10 protein-coding genes and 1 riboswitch are annotated in these 16,042 nt (G+C 66.3%); of the genes, 6 read left to right on the top strand and 4 right to left on the bottom strand.

What is annotated here, in order from left to right:
• Window positions 1-103: 103 nt before the first annotated feature.
• The 3 genes from AC5P67_RS00335 to thiC all read right to left on the bottom strand — a co-directional run bounded on the left by AC5P67_RS00335 (window position 104) and on the right by thiC (window position 5,352).
• Entirely contained in the window at window positions 104-2,434 is a 2,331-nt protein-coding gene (locus AC5P67_RS00335) for a winged helix-turn-helix domain-containing protein (RefSeq protein WP_461292000.1), read from the bottom strand.
• 269 nt (window positions 2,435-2,703) lie between these two features.
• Window positions 2,704-3,375 (bottom strand): ion channel, encoded by a 672-nt coding sequence (locus AC5P67_RS00340; protein ID WP_005410941.1) that lies wholly within the window; start codon window positions 3,373-3,375, stop codon window positions 2,704-2,706.
• Between the two features lie 132 nt (window positions 3,376-3,507).
• Window positions 3,508-5,352 (bottom strand): phosphomethylpyrimidine synthase ThiC, encoded by a 1,845-nt coding sequence (thiC, locus tag AC5P67_RS00345; RefSeq protein ID WP_005410942.1) that lies wholly within the window; start codon window positions 5,350-5,352, stop codon window positions 3,508-3,510.
• A gap of 82 nt (window positions 5,353-5,434) precedes the next feature.
• Window positions 5,435-5,535: riboswitch (TPP riboswitch) on the bottom strand.
• Window positions 5,536-5,755: 220 nt separating this feature from the next.
• On the opposite strand from thiC, the gene AC5P67_RS00350 reads away from it, so the two are divergent.
• A complete protein-coding gene (locus AC5P67_RS00350) occupies window positions 5,756-7,333 on the top strand; it encodes a BCCT family transporter (protein ID WP_005410943.1) in 1,578 nt (525 codons plus the stop codon).
• A 565-nt stretch (window positions 7,334-7,898) separates the two neighbouring features.
• Here AC5P67_RS00350 and ggt read toward each other — a convergent pair.
• Window positions 7,899-9,617 carry a gamma-glutamyltransferase gene (gene ggt, locus AC5P67_RS00355; RefSeq protein ID WP_495214254.1) on the bottom strand — a complete coding sequence of 573 codons (1,719 nt, stop codon included), beginning with the start codon at window positions 9,615-9,617 and terminating at the stop codon, window positions 7,899-7,901.
• A 659-nt stretch (window positions 9,618-10,276) separates the two neighbouring features.
• Between ggt and ilvC the strand changes: the two genes are divergently transcribed.
• The 5 genes from ilvC to AC5P67_RS00380 all read left to right on the top strand — a co-directional run bounded on the left by ilvC (window position 10,277) and on the right by AC5P67_RS00380 (window position 16,033).
• A complete protein-coding gene (gene ilvC, locus AC5P67_RS00360) occupies window positions 10,277-11,251 on the top strand; it encodes a ketol-acid reductoisomerase (RefSeq protein ID WP_005410945.1) in 975 nt (324 codons plus the stop codon).
• A 39-nt stretch (window positions 11,252-11,290) separates the two neighbouring features.
• Entirely contained in the window at window positions 11,291-13,027 is a 1,737-nt protein-coding gene (gene ilvG, locus AC5P67_RS00365) for an acetolactate synthase 2 catalytic subunit (RefSeq protein WP_005414404.1), read from the top strand.
• Window positions 13,011-13,262: an ACT domain-containing protein gene (locus AC5P67_RS00370; protein ID WP_005410947.1), complete on the top strand. Its 252-nt coding sequence runs from the start codon at window positions 13,011-13,013 to the stop codon at window positions 13,260-13,262. The genes ilvG and AC5P67_RS00370 overlap by 17 nt, the downstream gene beginning before the upstream one ends.
• Before the next feature lie 96 nt (window positions 13,263-13,358).
• Window positions 13,359-14,450 (top strand): threonine dehydratase, encoded by a 1,092-nt coding sequence (locus AC5P67_RS00375; RefSeq protein WP_033835631.1) that lies wholly within the window; start codon window positions 13,359-13,361, stop codon window positions 14,448-14,450.
• Window positions 14,447-16,033: a 2-isopropylmalate synthase gene (locus tag AC5P67_RS00380; protein WP_043034058.1), complete on the top strand. Its 1,587-nt coding sequence runs from the start codon at window positions 14,447-14,449 to the stop codon at window positions 16,031-16,033. Before AC5P67_RS00375 ends, AC5P67_RS00380 begins: the two co-directional genes overlap by 4 nt.
• Window positions 16,034-16,042: the final 9 nt, after the last annotated feature.

A 16,042-nucleotide genomic window follows, 5' to 3' on the forward strand; every position in this document is an offset into this window, starting at 1 on the left:
GGTTTGCCTGATACAGGCTTCCGTTTTGCCTAATCAGGCGTCAGCCCGTCAGGAAAATCCACCGAGATCGCCACGAATTCGCGGCGAGAACTCCACGAAAAAATCACGAAGAGATATTTTTCTTCAGGATCAATGACTTGAGAAAGGCCGGGAACAGTGCTGGCGTCGACTGGGGCAGCTGCATGACGCCGATGTCGGCACCATCGCTGACCGCCAGGGCGACGTACAGATCCCGGCCATCGGCGCTGGCACTGATGCCGTTGCCCGCGCTGAGCCGCTGCCGGTCCAGGCAGCGCTCGGGGGCTTCGGTGCCGGCCTGGATATGGATCAAGGTCGTACCGCATTCGGTCGAGTTGCCGAGATAGCCGATACCACCGGTGCCCGCCACCGTCCAGGTGCGATAGCGCCATCGGCTGGGCCGGTCTTCACTGACCTGCTGCACGCTGGCCGGGGACAGTGCCGCATCCACCGACCACAAGCCGCCGGACGCCAGGCGTGTGAACAGCACGCGGCCATCGCCGCGATCAAAACGCGCCTGGGAGACGCCGTCGATACTGGCCAGGCGGCGCCAGGGGGTCACGCTGCGATCGAACAGGCTCAACCGGGTGCGTTGCTCTGCATCGCGCTCGACTACCAGCAGCTGCTCCGGGGTTGCCCCGTACAGGGCCTGCAGCGGCTGATCCACCGGAACCGGCAGCGGTTGCAGGTGCTCGTCGCGCGGGGCGATCTCGTAGACAACGGTACGCCCATGCTCGTCACGCCCGACCACCAGCAGCTGGCGGCTGTCGGCCGACCAGTCCGGCGCCTGCCGCCCCTCCGGACGCAGGCCCTCGATCGGCCGCAGTGAGTCGGGCCGCTGCATGTCCGCCCACCACAGCGCGAAACTGCCGGAACGATCGGAGGTGAAGACCAGCTGGCGACCGTCGGGCGCCGCCATCGGCTGCCCGTCGCGCCCACTGGACGCGAACAGCCGCTCGGCGCTGCCGCCGGCCATCGGCACCTTGAACACGCCGAACTGGGCACGGCGGTGAACGAAGGCCAGCACGTCGCCGTGGCGCGACACCGCAGGCCACTGTGCGTCGTCGAGGCCCGCATCACGCAAGGTGCGGCGCTCCACGTCCAGGTAGTACAACCGCACCTCGCTGTCCACGCGCCGGCCGAACACGATGCTGCGCCCATCGCCCAGCCAGGCCCAGCCACGCTGTTCGGCGGATTCGTTGGTCAACTGCTCCAGCTCACCGCCTCCGGCCGGCATCCGCCACAGGTCGCCCATCTGTGGATTGCGCACGAACACCAGCCACTTGCCGTCGGGCGAATAGCGTGGCGCGTAGTCAAAATCATCCTGATCGACCGCGTAGTCCAACGCCCGCCACTGGCCGCTGGCCAGGTCGAGCACACGGATGCCGCGATGGGCATAGCGGCCCACCATGCTGCCAAAGACCAGGCCGCGGCCATCCGGTGTCCAGTCGAAGCTGAGCAGCTCGGTTCCATCGCAACGGGTCGCCTGGCGCACGCCGCCGCCAGTGGCGCTGGCGATCAGCACCTGGCAACCGCCGTCGGCTCCAAAGCGGGCAAAAGCGATCTCGCGCCCGTCCGGTGACCAGCTCGGGAAACGGTCACTGGCCCCCTTCGGCGGCAGCGCCAGCTGCCGGGCCGGCGCATTGCCCGAGGTCTGCACCTTGATCACACCACCTCCGGCGCCATCCTCGTTGGCGCCTTCGTAGGCAACCTGGGAGCCGTCCGGCGAAAGTGTGGGATAGGTTTCAAAACCACTGGTAGCGGTGATCAGGCGATAGGGACGCTGCGGGCTGCCGATCACCCGCACGCCGTTCTCGACCGCTGCATCCACCGGTGAACTCGGCTCCGGCCCGCGCCGCAGCAACAATGTAGCCATGACCAGCAGCGCGGCCAGCATCATCACGCCCAGCACCCACAACAGCTGGCGGCGCAGCTGGCGCCAGCCACGCCGGCGTGAAGCCGCTGCCGGCACGGCCAGCGCCGGAATCATGCCGGCACCGTCCGGCGACGGCATCACATCCGCAATGGCCAGCGCGTCCACTTCCGCCACCGGCTCGAAGTCGTCCAGCGCCTGCACCGGTACCAGCAGCCGATAGCCGCTCTTGGCGATGGTCTCGATGTAGGCCTGGCCATTGTCATCGTCGTTGGCGAACGCCTTGCGCAGCTGGGTGACGGCCTGGGTCAGCACGTCATTGGTCGGCAACGTATCGGGCCAGACCTCGGCAAACAGCTCTTCACGGGTGACCACGCGCCCAGGCTGCCGCATCAACACGCGAAGTACGCCCAGCGCTTTCGGCGTCAGCCGCCGCGGACGGCGCGCGCCTTCAACCTCGACCTCACGCGAGGACAAGGTAATGACACAGTCGCCGACCTGCACGCGGTCGGCGTCAATGGGCGTGAGTTCGCTGCTGTTCATTTTCCGCTATACAGTAGGGACGGGACCTGGGCAGGGCTCACCAGCAATACCGTCCCCACCGTCCCTGGACAGGGCCATCGAAAAGCCAGATTCCGCACAAAGCATCGGCGCATACCGCAAAAACAATAACGCCCCCGGATATTAGCCTAAGCCGGTTACCCCGCCTATGACGGGGTCGACACTCAGGCTCTCTCTCGCCGACGCATTCACATAATCTGCATCACCATTCGCGCCCTTATGGGCGCGAAATTTTTATCTGGCGTTCATTTTCACATGCGCCGAAGCATGGTCAATCCGACCAGACGCGACACCACAAGGCCGATATACATGACGCCTGCGAACTGTTCGAGCATCACCAAGGCCCGTGCCTGCGGGTGCAACGGCACGACGTCACTCAATCCAACTCCGGACAACAAGCTGAAGCTCAGATAAAGCAGCTCCATCCAGCTGCGCTCGGGGCCAGCCGTCGCGCCCTGGAAACTGCCTGGATACCACTGTTGGCACACCGCGAATGCAAAGGCGAACCCCCAGGCCAGCAGGGTGAAGGTTGCCCCGGCCGCGAACAGTTCGTCGCGTGTTACTCGATGGTCCTGCAGCATGTAGGCGATCAATGCCCCGGCCGTATAGAAGTACAGCAGGCTTTCCAGCAGCTGCGCGGTGGTCAGCAGCGCGCTGCGGTCAAGCAGGGCGCCAGCCAGCGAGAACACCACCGATGGAATGGCCAGCAGCAATGCCAGCCAGGTTCCCAGCGGACTGCGCTGGACCACCCACAGCGCCAGGCCGAGTACCGCCATGCCGAACATGCCCAGCGCCGCCCGGCCAGCGGCGGTGTCATCGAGGGCGGGATACAGCAGCACCGCGATCAACTGGGCGGCCAGGAGCCAGGCCGAAGGATGGCGGCGGGCGATGGCCAGCCAGCGGGTGGTCGTGGCAACGGGCATGGCGTCCTTTCCCCTGGGCGATGCGCGGAGGATAGCCGGGCGCGGCGTGATGAACGGTAGTGCCGGCCATTGGCCAGCACTCTCCCCGGTCCCGTGCACGACGGAATGCCGGCCGGCGGCCGGCACTACCCGTTACCCCTGGCGGTAGACCTCGGCCCCGCCAGCACGGAACTCCTGCGACTTCTCCTTCATGCCGGCCTCGGCGTAGTCGCGCACGTCCTGGGTGATCTTCATCGAACAGAAGTGCGGGCCGCACATCGAGCAGAAGTGTGCCAGCTTGTGCGCATCCTTCGGCAGCGTCTCGTCATGGAATTCCTTGGCCTTCTCCGGATCCAGGCCGAGGTGGAACTGGTCTTCCCAGCGGAACTCGAAGCGCGCCTTGCTCAGCGCGTTGTCGCGTACCTGTGCGCCCGGATGCCCCTTGGCCAGGTCGGCCGCGTGCGCGGCAATGCGGTAAGCCATGATGCCGTCGCGCACGTCCTGGCGGTTGGGCAGGCCCAGGTGCTCCTTCGGCGTCACGTAGCAGAGCATGGCCGTGCCAAACCAGCCGATCATCGCCGCGCCGATCGCACTGGTGATGTGGTCGTAGCCCGGCGCGATGTCGGTCGTCAGCGGCCCCAGCGTGTAGAACGGCGCTTCGCCGCATTCGCGCAGCTGCTTGTCCATGTTTTCCTTGATCAGCTGCATCGGCACGTGGCCGGGGCCTTCGATCATGGTCTGCACATCGTGTTTCCAGGCGATCTTCGTCAGTTCACCCAGCGTTTCCAGTTCGCCGAACTGCGCCGCGTCGTTGGCATCAGCGATGCAACCCGGGCGCAGGCCGTCGCCCAGCGAGAAGGTCACGTCGTAGGCCTTCATGATTTCGCAGATGTCTTCGAAATGCGTGTAGAGGAAGTTCTCCTTGTGGTGCGCCAGGCACCACTTGGCCATGATCGAGCCGCCGCGGCTGACGATGCCGGTAACACGCTTGGCGGTAAGCGGCACGTAGCGCAGCAGCACGCCGGCGTGGATGGTGAAGTAGTCCACGCCCTGCTCGGCCTGCTCGATCAGGGTGTCGCGGAAGATCTCCCAGGTCAGTGCCTCGGCGCGGCCGTCAACCTTCTCCAGGGCCTGGTAGATCGGCACGGTACCGATCGCCACCGGCGAGTTGCGGATGATCCATTCGCGCGTCTCGTGGATGTGCTTGCCGGTGGACAGGTCCATCACCGTGTCACCGCCCCAGCGGATCGCCCACACCAGCTTCTCCACTTCCTCGGCGATGCCGGAAGACACCGCACTGTTGCCGATGTTGGCGTTGATCTTGGTCAGGAAATTGCGGCCGATGATCATCGGCTCGCTTTCCGGGTGGTTGATGTTGTTGGGCAGCACCGCACGGCCACGGGCGATTTCGTCGCGCACGAACTCCGGGGTGATGATCTTCTGGATCGACGCGCCGAACGCCTCGCCCGGGTGCTGCTGCAGCAGGCCGGCATCGCGGATCGCGTCCAGGCGCTGGTTCTCGCGGATGGCGACGAATTCCATTTCCGGCGTGATGATGCCGCGGCGCGCGTAATGCATCTGGGTGACGTTGGCACCGGCACGTGCGCGGCGTGGCAGGCTGCGCGCGGGGAAACGCACCGCGTCGAGCTTCGGGTCATGCTCGCGATCGCGGCCGAACGAAGAACTCAGTCCTTCGAGCTGCTCGGTATCACCGCGCTCTTCCACCCAGCCGCGACGCAGTGCCGGCAAACCGGCGGACAGATCGATGCGCACCTCCGGGTCGGTGTACGGGCCCGACGTGTCGTAAACGGTCACCGGCGCATTCTCTTCGCCACCGAACAGCGTCGGCGTACGGGTCAGCGCGATCTCGCGCATCGGCACCTGCAGATCCGGGCGTGAACCGGGCACGTGGATCTTGCGCGAGCCGGGAATGGGCCGGGTCACGGATGCGGAGAGTTGCTGGGCCTGTTGCTGCAGGGCGGAGAGCTGTGCGTTCATCGGGCATCGTCCAGGAAGGTCAGGGACGAAGCGGCGGCGCACGGCACCCGCGCACGGACGGTCCTTGGGCGGAGTCCGGGCACGGCTGCATTGCAAAGCTTCCCTACGCCGGTATGAGCCGGATCAGGTTCCAAGGGACTGTCTCAACCGTGGCCACATGGCCCGGTACCCCCGCTTCTTGGTGCGCATTAGAGCATAGACCGCCCGCCTCCGGGACCAGGTCGCCATTCGTTAACGGAACCATGACGCCGCGTTCAGTAACGTGCACGCCATCGCGTTGCTGAGATCGATGCGTTCCCCGCCGCCTTCGCGGCCCCTGCCCGGTCCGTGCTGCATGCCGCCGGCCCTTCGCCGCAAGCTCTGCTCGCTCCCCTCAATCCCCCTTGATCGGAGAAGCTCCTTCATGGTGTTTCGCGTTTCCATCGCACTGGTTCTGCTGCTGGTGCTGCTCGCCGGTATCGCCCCCGGCCCCTTCAACACCGTGGTCCAGTCGATGCTGGCAGAAGTCATCCGCAGTGTCGGCTGGCTGTACCTGCTAGTGGTGTTCCTGGCGCTGGTGTTCCTGATGTACCTGGCGTTCGGCCGCTTCGGCAACCTGCGCATCGGCGGCGAGGACGCCGAACCCGAGTTCTCGCGTGCCAGCTGGATGTCGATGCTGTTCGCCGCCGGCATGGGCATCGGCCTGGTGTTCTGGGGTGCGGCCGAGCCCATCTCGCATTTCAGCAAGCCGCCGGAAGGCCTGGCGCCGCAAAGCCTGGATGCGGCGCGCGCATCGATGCGCTATGCGTTCTTCCACTGGGGCCTGCACCCGTGGGCGATCTACGCACTGATCGGCCTGGCGATGGCCTGGTTCCAGTTCAACCGCAATGGACGCGGCCTGGTCAGCGACATGCTGCAGCCGATCATCGGCCGCCACCATCGCGGCTGGATCGGTCGGGTGGTCAACATCGCCGCCGTAGTTGCCACCGCGATCGGTGTCGCCACCACGCTCGGCTTCGGCACCATCCAGATTGCTGCCGGTATCGAACGCGTCTTCAGCGTGCAGGCTACCGTCGCCGTGCAGATGACCATCATTGCCGTCGCCTTCGTGTTGTACATGGCCTCCACCGCCAGTGGCGTGGAGCGAGGTGTGAAGTGGCTGTCCAACTTCAACCTGGCGTTGGCTGCCCTGCTGGCAGCCATCCTGCTGGTGCTGGGGCCGACCGGCTTCATCTTCGATACGTTCACCACCACGCTGGGCTCCTACCTCAACCAGCTGGTGACGATGAGCCTGCGCATGTCACCGTTCTCCGGCAGCACCTGGGTGGCGGACTGGACGATCTTCTACTGGGCCTGGTGGATCTCGTGGGCGCCGTTCGTGGGATCGTTCATTGCGCGCATCTCGCGCGGCCGCAGCGTTCGCGAGTTCGTGATCGGCGTCGTGCTCGCACCGACGCTGCTGGGCTTCTTCTGGTTCGCGGTGTTCGGCGGCACTGCGTTGTGGGCACAGATCTTCGGCCACGCCGATCTGGTGCAGGCGCTTGGCAATGGCTACGAGACGGTGTTGTTCACACTGTTCGACAGCATGCCGCTGCCGCTGTTGCTGTCGTGCATCGCGCTGGTGCTGCTGATGATCTTCTTCGTGACCTCGGCCGATTCGGCGGTCCTGGTGCTGGCCAGCATGTCCACCGACGAGGCCGGCGACCCACCGTTGAAGCGCAAGCTGGCCTGGGGCATTGCGGTGGCACTGATCGCAGCGGCGTTGCTGCTGGCCGGAGGCCTGGACGCGCTGCAGGGCATGATCACGATCGCGGCATTGCCATTCGCGCTGCTGATGGTGCTGGTGATGGTGTCGCTGTACCGGGTGCTGGACCAGGAGTACACGCGGGAGCGGCGGCAGGCGCAGCGCCAGCGGCACATGATCGATGCGTGGATTGCACGCGAGATGGCGGCGCAGGAGGAGACGCAGGCCGAGGCAGCGCGCGCGCACGATCAGGATTGAGGGTTGTTTTGCAGCCTGCGGCTGCACCGCTTTTTTCAAGCAACGGCAACAACAACTTCAAAAGCGGCTCTGGATTTCTGCTGGTTTGGCGGGGAGGGGGCCGATGGCGGGACACGCCGCAAGTACGTCCCTGTAGGCTCGGCCACGGCATCCATGCCGTGGACGGTCCCGCCATCGGCCCCCTCCCCGCTTCCGACAATTTCCCGGTGACGGTTGGTTTTCCACGCCATGCGTGGAAGAGGTGTATCGGAAAACAAGAAGGGGTCGGATCCGTTTTCCTGTGGAAAACGGATCCGACCCCAATACACAGCGCGCGGCTGTTGCCGTTGCTGTTGTCTTTGCTTTTGATCTTCTTCTTTCTCTTCCTGCGGTGGCGGCCACGGAAACTGTCAGGGGCCGGGCGGGTGGGCTGGGCGGGGGTGTCAGCCGCATGGATGCGGCTGCCAAGCCTCCAGGGACGGATTCACGGCGTCCCCCGAACAGCCCACCCGCCCGGCCCAATCACATGATCCCGCTTCCACGAACCACCACCGCAGAGGGGGCTCAGCCCGGTGGCCGGGAAACCTCAATACCCCGCCGCCTGCCCATCCTTGCGGCTCTCCGACGCACCGTAATACACCCCGGTATCAGGATCACGCATGATCGCCTGGTACCCGCCATAAGGCCCATCGGCGAACACGATGCGATGCCCCTTGCGCATCAGCGCACGCACCGTCTCGTACGGGAAGCCGGTTTCCAGATTCACTTCGCCGCCATCGGTCATCGCCGTGGCCTGACCCGTCGGTTCAGTCGAGCCTTCGTGCTGGATGCGCGGCGCATCGCCGGCTTCCTGCAGGTTCATCCCGAAATCCACCAGGTTCATCACGATCTGCGCATGGCCCTGCGGCTGCATCGCGCCGCCCATCACGCCGAAGCTGGCATACGGCTTGCCGCCCTTGGTGATGAACCCCGGAATGATGGTCTGGAATGGACGCTTGCCCGGCGCGTAGCCGTTGGGATGGTTCTTCTGCAGCACGAACATCTCGCCACGGTCCTGCAGGATGAAACCCAGACCGGGCGGTGCCATGCCGCTGCCCATGCCACGGTAGTTGGACTGGATCAGCGAAACCATCATGCCGTCGGCGTCGGCCACGGTCATGTAGATCGTGTCGCCCTCCTCCAGCTGCTTCGGCGTGCCCGGCTGCACTTCCTTCAACGCCTTGTCCATCGAGATCAGCGCACGACGCCGCGCGGCGTACTCCTTGGAGATGAGCTTCTGCACCGGTGCCGGCTGGAACGCCATGTCGGCGTAGAAACGCGCACGGTCGGCAAAGGCCAGCTTCTTCGCTTCGACAAACAGGTGCACGTGTTCCGGTGAACCGAACGGGATCTTCGAGAAGTCGTAGCCTTCCAGCACGTTGAGGATCTGCAGTGCGGCGATGCCCTGGCTGTTCGGCGGCAGTTCCCACACGTCGTAGCCACGGTAGTTGCTGCTGACCGGTTCGACCCACTCGCCATGATGGTCAACCATGTCCTGGTAGCTCAGGTAGCCACCATTCGCCTTGAAGTAGTCACCGATGGTGTGGGCGATCTCGCCCTTGTAGAAGGCGTCGCGGCCACCGTCGGCGATCTTCTGCAGGGTGCTGGCCAGGTTCGGGTTCTTCCACATCTCGCCCTTGCGCGGGGCGTGGCCGTTGATCGTGAACTGCTCCTTGAAGCCCGGGTACTGCGACAACTTGGGTACCGAACGGTCCCAGTAGTAGGCGATCACCTCGGCCACCGGGTGACCCTCGCGGGCGTAGCGGATGGCCGGCGCCAGGTTGTCGGCCATCGGCTTGCGACCGAAGCGGTCGTGCAGCGCGAACCAGCCGTCGACGGCACCCGGCACCGACACCGGCAGTGGACCGGTGGCCGGGATGTCCTTCAGGCCACGGCGCTGGAACTCGGCAAGGGTGAGCGACTTCGGCGAGCGGCCCGAGCCGTTGTAGCCGTAGAGCTTCTGCGTCTTCGGATCCCACACGATGGCGAACAGGTCGCCGCCGATGCCGTTGCCGGTCGGCTCCATCAGGCCGAGCGCGGCGTTGGCGGCAATCGCCGCGTCCACTGCCGAACCGCCGCCCTTCATCACGTCCAGCGCGATCTGGGTGGCCAGTGGTTGCGAGGTCGCGGCCATCGCATGCGGGGCGATCACCTCCGAACGGGTGGCGAAGGTGTGGCCGGTGATGCGGTCGGCGCCGAAGGACAGCGCGGGTAAGGTAGCCAGTACGGCGGCGGCGAGCAGGGAACGGGCAAGGCGTCGGGACACGGTCGGGTTCCGATGGACGGGTGGTTCCCCGATCTTCGCCGCTGCGGCCTTCACGCGGTATCGGACAGACGTCATGGACGTTGATCCTTGGGCGGAAAAATCCACCGGATTCCGCGCAAAAACCGCCCTGAAAGGAGTGAATTCGGGTTCACCGAAACACTTTCAGCAGCAACCATCCTTGTGCCGCAAGCGATTGCGCTGGATGCAGCGGAAACCGATAGAAAATCCGTCGCGAGGGTTGACACCGTCGAAATGGCTGTGTTTCTCTCGATCACATGTTGCATCACAACACGCCACCGCGAACCCACATCGAAGCCGCCGACACCGGCGCCGCCTCGCTGCGTTCGATTCTTGTGCTCGTACTTATTACCCAACCAACAGGTGCGGGACGAGCCAGCGTGTAAGCAACACACACACACCGGAACTCTTCAAAAACCCGCACCCGCCCCGGTGCGGGTTTTTTCATTTCAGAACCTGGTTTCAGACGCAACCACCATGACCAACGCTCATCGCACAACCCGGACCTGCACCACCACGCCTCGTGGTGGCTGTGCCTGTGCGATGCGCGGCGCCTCCTCCACCGCTTTCCCCTGACCGGCCGGCACGTCACCTCGACGACCGGCCGTTCTTTTTTCTTCCCACCGCAAGGAACCTCCCCCATGAGCACCAACGACCTGCCCCAGACCAAGATCGCCGTCATCGGCTACGGCAGCCAGGGCCGCGCCCACGCACTGAACCTGCGCGAATCCGGCTTCGACGTGGTGGTAGGCCTGCGTCCGGGCGGCCCGACCGAAGCCAAGGCGCAGGCCGATGGCTTCACCGTGATCGCGCCCGCCGAGGCAGTGAAGGATGCCGACCTGGTTGCCGTGCTGACCCCGGACATGGTGCAGAAGAAGCTCTACAACGACGTGCTGGCGCCGAACATGAAACAGGGTGCATGCCTGCTGTTCGCGCACGGCCTGAACGTGCATTACGGGATGATCGAGCCGCGTGCCGACCTGGACGTGGTGCTGGTCGCGCCGAAGGGCCCCGGCGCACTGGTGCGCCGTGAGTACGAGATCGGCCGTGGCGTGCCGTGCATCTGGGCGGTCTACCAGGACATCAGCGGCAAGGCCGCGCAGCATGCGCAGGCCTATGCGGCCGGCCTCGGCGGTGCGCGCGCCAACCTGATCCAGACCACCTTCAAGGAAGAGACCGAGACCGATCTGTTCGGCGAGCAGGCGGTGCTGTGCGGCGGTGCCTCGGCGCTGGTGCAGGCCGGATTCGAGACCCTGGTGGAAGCCGGCTACCAGCCGGAGATCGCCTATTACGAAGTACTGCACGAACTGAAGCTGATCGTGGACCTTTTCTATGAAGGCGGTATCTCGCGCATGTTGGAGTTCATCTCGGAGACCGCGCAGTACGGCGACTACGTCAGCGGCCCGCGCGTGATCGATGCCGGCACCAAGGAGCGCATGAAGGAGGTGCTGAAGGACATCCAGGACGGCACCTTCACCAAGAACTGGGTGGCCGAGTACGAAGCGGGCCTGCCGAACTACAACAGGTTCAAGCAGGCCGACCTGGAGCACCCGATCGAGAAGGTGGGCAAGGAACTGCGCGCCAAGATGGTCTGGTTGCAAGGACAGGCCGCGTAACCACGCGGCCCTCCCCCACCCGCTTTGCAAGGTTCCCCCATGAACTCTTCGACACATCGCAGCGCGCCGCCCAACGGCGCGCGCTGGCTGACCCAGGCGCTGGAGGCCGAAGGCGTCCGCACGCTGTTCGGCTATCCCGGCGGCACCATCATGCCGTTCTACGACGCGCTGGTGGATTCGTCGCTGAAGCACATCCTGGTACGCCATGAGCAGGGCGCGGCGCTGGCCGCCAACGGCTTCGCCCGCGCCAGCAACCAGGTGGGCGTCTGCGTGGCCACCTCCGGCCCGGGCGCCTCGAACCTGGTCACCGGCATTGCCGATGCGATGCTGGATTCGGTACCGATGGTCTGCATCACCGGCCAGGTCGGCACGCCGCTGCTGGGCACCGACGCCTTCCAGGAACTGGATGTGTTCGGCCTGACGATGCCGATCGTCAAGCACAGCTGGCTGGTGCGCAGCGTCGATGACCTGCCGCGCGTGGTGGCCGATGCGTTCCGCATTGCCCGTGAGGGTCGCCCCGGCCCGGTGCTGATCGACCTGCCCAAGGATGTGCAGCTGGCCGATGCCAGCCATCTGCCGGCGCACGTGCCCAGCAGCGTCGAACCGCCGCCGGCGCCGGCCGAGGCCGCCATCGCCGAGGCCATCGCCGCGCTGGCGGCGGCCGAGAAGCCGGTGGTCTACGCAGGTGGCGGCATCGCCCTGGGTGATGCCGTGCAGGACCTGCGCGACTTCGTCGAGGCCAGTGCCATCCCCACCGTGATGACCCTGCGCGGCCTGGGTGCACTGCCGGCCCACCATCCGCAGTCGCTGGGCATGCTGGGCATGCACGGCACCCGCGCAGCCAACATGGCGGTGCAGGAAAGCGACCTGCTGCTGGTGCTGGGCGCGCGCTTCGACGACCGCGCGACCGGCAAGCTGGCCGAGTTCGCGCCATTCGCCCGCGTCGTCCACATCGATGCGGACGCCTACGAGATCTCCAAGCTGCGCACTGCCGACATCGCCGTGCCGGGCAACGTCGGTCACGCCATCCGTGCCCTGCGTGCGGCCTTCCCCTCCCCCAGGGCCCACCAGGACGCCTGGCGCAAGCGCTGTGCGCAGCACCGCGACCGCTTCGCTGCCCGCTACGACGCACCGGGCCAGCACATCTACGCCCCGGCGCTGCTGAAGCGCCTGAGCGAGCTGGCACCGACCGATGCGGTGATCGCCTGCGATGTCGGCCAGCACCAGATGTGGGTGGCCCAGCACTGCCGCTTCAACCATCCCCGCAACCACCTGACCAGTGGCGCACTGGGCACGATGGGCTTCGGCCTGCCAGCGGCGATGGGTGCGCAGTTCGCCTGTCCGGAGCGCACCGTGGTACTGGTGTCCGGCGACGGCAGCTTCATGATGAACGTGCAGGAGCTGGCGACCATCGCCCGCTGCCGCCTGCCGGTGAAGATCGTGCTGCTGGACAACAGTTCGCTGGGCATGGTGCGGCAGTGGCAGGAACTGTTCTTCGCCGAGCGTTACAGCGAGATCGACCTGTCCGACAACCCGGACTTCGTAGCCCTGGCGCAGGTGTTCGGCATTGCCGCCACCCGCATCGACAACCGCGACGACGTGGAAGGCGGCCTGGCCGCGCTGCTGGCCGAACCGGGCCCGGCACTGCTGCACGTGGCCATCGATGCACGCGCCAACGTGTGGCCGCTGGTGCCGCCGAACACCGCCAACAGCACGATGCTGGAAAGCAACCCCGCCCATGCCCGCCAGGAGACCCCCAATGCAATACCGGCTTGACCTGGTGCTGCACCCGGCCGAGGGCGCGCTGCTGCGCGTGATCGGCATGGCAGAACGCCGTGGCTTTGCGCCGCGTGCGATCAGCGGCGCACCGGTGGCCGCCGACGATGGCCGCTGGCACCTGCAGCTGGTCGTCGATGGCCAGCGCCCGGCGGAAACGCTGTGCCGGCAGATCGAGAAGATCTACGACTGCGTGTCCGTGCAGGTCACCGCCGTGGAAGGAGTATCGCCATGAACACCCGTACCGTAGCGACCACGGTGCCGGTACGGAGGCGTCTTCTTCGCCGCCCGTGCCCGCATGCGGCGGTCTTCCGCACCGCGGTGGTGGCCCATGCCGGCCGCTGACACCAGCCAGGAAAGCGATGTCGGCGACGTAAGCGTCGCCGACGTCCTGGCAGCGCAGGCCCGCCTGCGCCGCTTCCTGCCGCCCACCCCGCTGCACCACGCCGAACGCTTCGGTACCTGGCTGAAGCTGGAGAACCTGCAGCGCACCGGTTCCTACAAGGTGCGCGGCGCATTGAATGCACTGCTGGCCGGCCGCGAACGCGGCGACACCCGGCCGGTGATCTGCGCCTCGGCCGGCAACCACGCCCAGGGCGTGGCCTGGGCCGCCTATCGCCTGGATGTGCCGGCCATCACTGTGATGCCGCATGGTGCACCCGCCACAAAGATCGCCGGCGTCGCCCACTGGGGCGCGACCGTGCGCCAGCACGGCAACAGCTATGACGAGGCTTACGCCTTCGCGGTCGAACTGGCACAACGCCACGGCTACCGCTTCCTGTCCGCGTTCGACGATGCCGACGTGATCGCCGGCCAGGGCACGGTCGGCATCGAGCTGGCCGCGCACGCCCCGGACGTGGTGATCGTGCCGATCGGTGGCGGTGGCCTGGCTTCCGGCGTGGCCCTGGCGCTGAAATCACAGGGCGTGCGCGTGGTCGGCGCGCAGGTGGAAGGCGTTGATTCGATGGCACGTGCGATCCGCGGTGACGTACGCGAGATCGCACCCGTCGCCTCGCTGGCCGACGGCGTGCGGGTGAAGATCCCCGGCTTCCTGACCCGTCGCCTGTGCACCTCGCTGCTGGACGATGTGGTGATCGTGCGCGAAGCCGAACTGCGCGAAACCCTGGTCCGGCTGGCACTGGAAGAACACATCATTGCCGAGGGTGCCGGCGCGCTGGCGCTGGCCGCTGGCCGCCGCGTCGCGGGCCGCCGCAAGTGCGCGGTGGTCTCCGGCGGGAACATCGATGCCGGCGTGCTGGCCGGCCTGCTTACCGACATCCGACCGCGCCCGCCGCGCAAGCCACGGCGACGGCGCAGCGAAACACCCCGCTCGCCCGCCAAGGCCAGCGCGCCGCCCTCCCCCATGCCTTCCCCTTCCCACCTGCAAGCCGCAACGCCCGCTGTCGAGGAGATTTCCCTGTGACCACCATCGAACGAATTACCACCCCGCGCATCCGCATCTTCGACACCACCCTGCGTGACGGCGAGCAGTCCCCTGGCTGCAGCATGAGCCCGCCGCAGAAGCTGGTGATGGCGCGTGCGCTGGACGAACTGGGCGTGGACATCATCGAGACCGGCTTCCCGGCCAGCTCGCAGTCCGACCGCGAAGCGATGGCACTGATCGGCCGCGAACTGCGCCGCCCGAGCCTGACCCTGGCGGTGCTGTCCCGCTGCCTGCAGGCCGATATCGAGACCTCGGCACGCGCACTGGAAGCCGCGGCCAACCCGCGCCTGCATGTGTTCCTGTCGACCAGCCCGCTGCACCGCGAGCACAAGCTGCGCATGACCCGCGAACAGGTCCTGGAGTCGGTACGCAAGCACGTATCGCTGGCCCGCTCCTACATCGACGATGTCGAGTTCTCGGCCGAGGATGCCACCCGCACCGAGCTGGACTACCTGATCGAAGTCTCGCGCGTGGCCATTGCCGCCGGCGCCACCACCATCAATCTGCCCGATACCGTCGGCTTCACCACGCCCGAAGAGATCCGCGCGATGTTCCAGCAGGTCATCGCCGGCGTCGCCGATGTACCGAACGCGGCCAACGTGATCTTCAGCGCGCACTGCCACAATGATCTGGGCCTGGCCGTGGCCAACTCGCTGGCCGCCATCGAAGGCGGCGCGCGCCAGGTCGAGTGCACCGTCAACGGCATCGGCGAGCGCGCCGGCAACTGCTCGCTGGAAGAGATCGCGATGGTGCTGAAGGTGCGCCAGGCCTTCTACGAGCAGGACAGTTCGATCAACACCCCGCGCATCGTCGGCACCTCGCAGTTGCTGCAGCGCCTGGTCGGCATGCCGGTACAGCGCAACAAGGCCATCGTCGGCGCCAATGCGTTCGCCCACGAATCGGGCATCCACCAGCACGGCATGCTGCGCCATCGCGGCACCTACGAAATCATGCGCCCGGAAGACGTGGGTTGGGAGGACTCGCAGATGGTGCTGGGCCGCCACAGTGGCCGCGCCGCTGTTGAAGCGCGCCTGCGTGCGCTGGGCTTCTGGCTGGACGAAGACGAACTGAAACTGGTGTTCGAGCAGTTCAAGGGCCTGTGCGAACAGCAGCGCGTGGTCACCGATGCCGACCTGCAGACGTTGATGCAGGGCGGCTCCAACGCGCAGGGCTACCGCCTGGCCTCGATGACCATCAGCGATGTCGGCAGCCGCGCCAACGCGCTGGTCGAACTGTCCGACCCGGACGGCAACCGCGTGGCCGAGACCGCGCAGGGCGATGGCCCGGTCGATGCGCTGTTCGGCGCGCTGTCGGCCGCTACCGGCGTGCAGCTGATGCTCGACAGCTACCACGTGCACAGCGTCGGCATCGGCGCCGATGCGCGCGGTGAGGCCAACCTGAGCGTGCGCCACGAAGGCGTGGAGTACGACGGCACCGGCACCAGCAAGGACATCATCGAAGCCTCCGCGCTGGCCTGGCTGGATGTGGCCAACCGCCTGCTGCGCCAGCGCCAGGCCACCGCCCACAACAGCACCGACGTTCCCACCCCTGCCACCGCCTGAGGAACCCGC

Source organism: Stenotrophomonas sp. YJH_SMC_21 (assembly GCF_059369555.1).

Coding starts and splice junctions, on each gene's coding strand:
- AC5P67_RS00335 (WP_461292000.1), bottom strand. CDS start 2,434: ATGAACAGCAGCGAACTCACGCCCATTGACGCCGACCGCGTGCAGGTC.
- AC5P67_RS00340 (WP_005410941.1), bottom strand. CDS start 3,375: ATGCCCGTTGCCACGACCACCCGCTGGCTGGCCATCGCCCGCCGCCAT.
- thiC (WP_005410942.1), bottom strand. CDS start 5,352: ATGAACGCACAGCTCTCCGCCCTGCAGCAACAGGCCCAGCAACTCTCC.
- AC5P67_RS00350 (WP_005410943.1), top strand. CDS start 5,756: ATGGTGTTTCGCGTTTCCATCGCACTGGTTCTGCTGCTGGTGCTGCTC.
- ilvC (WP_005410945.1), top strand. CDS start 10,277: ATGAGCACCAACGACCTGCCCCAGACCAAGATCGCCGTCATCGGCTAC.
- ilvG (WP_005414404.1), top strand. CDS start 11,291: ATGAACTCTTCGACACATCGCAGCGCGCCGCCCAACGGCGCGCGCTGG.
- AC5P67_RS00370 (WP_005410947.1), top strand. CDS start 13,011: ATGCAATACCGGCTTGACCTGGTGCTGCACCCGGCCGAGGGCGCGCTG.
- AC5P67_RS00375 (WP_033835631.1), top strand. CDS start 13,359: ATGCCGGCCGCTGACACCAGCCAGGAAAGCGATGTCGGCGACGTAAGC.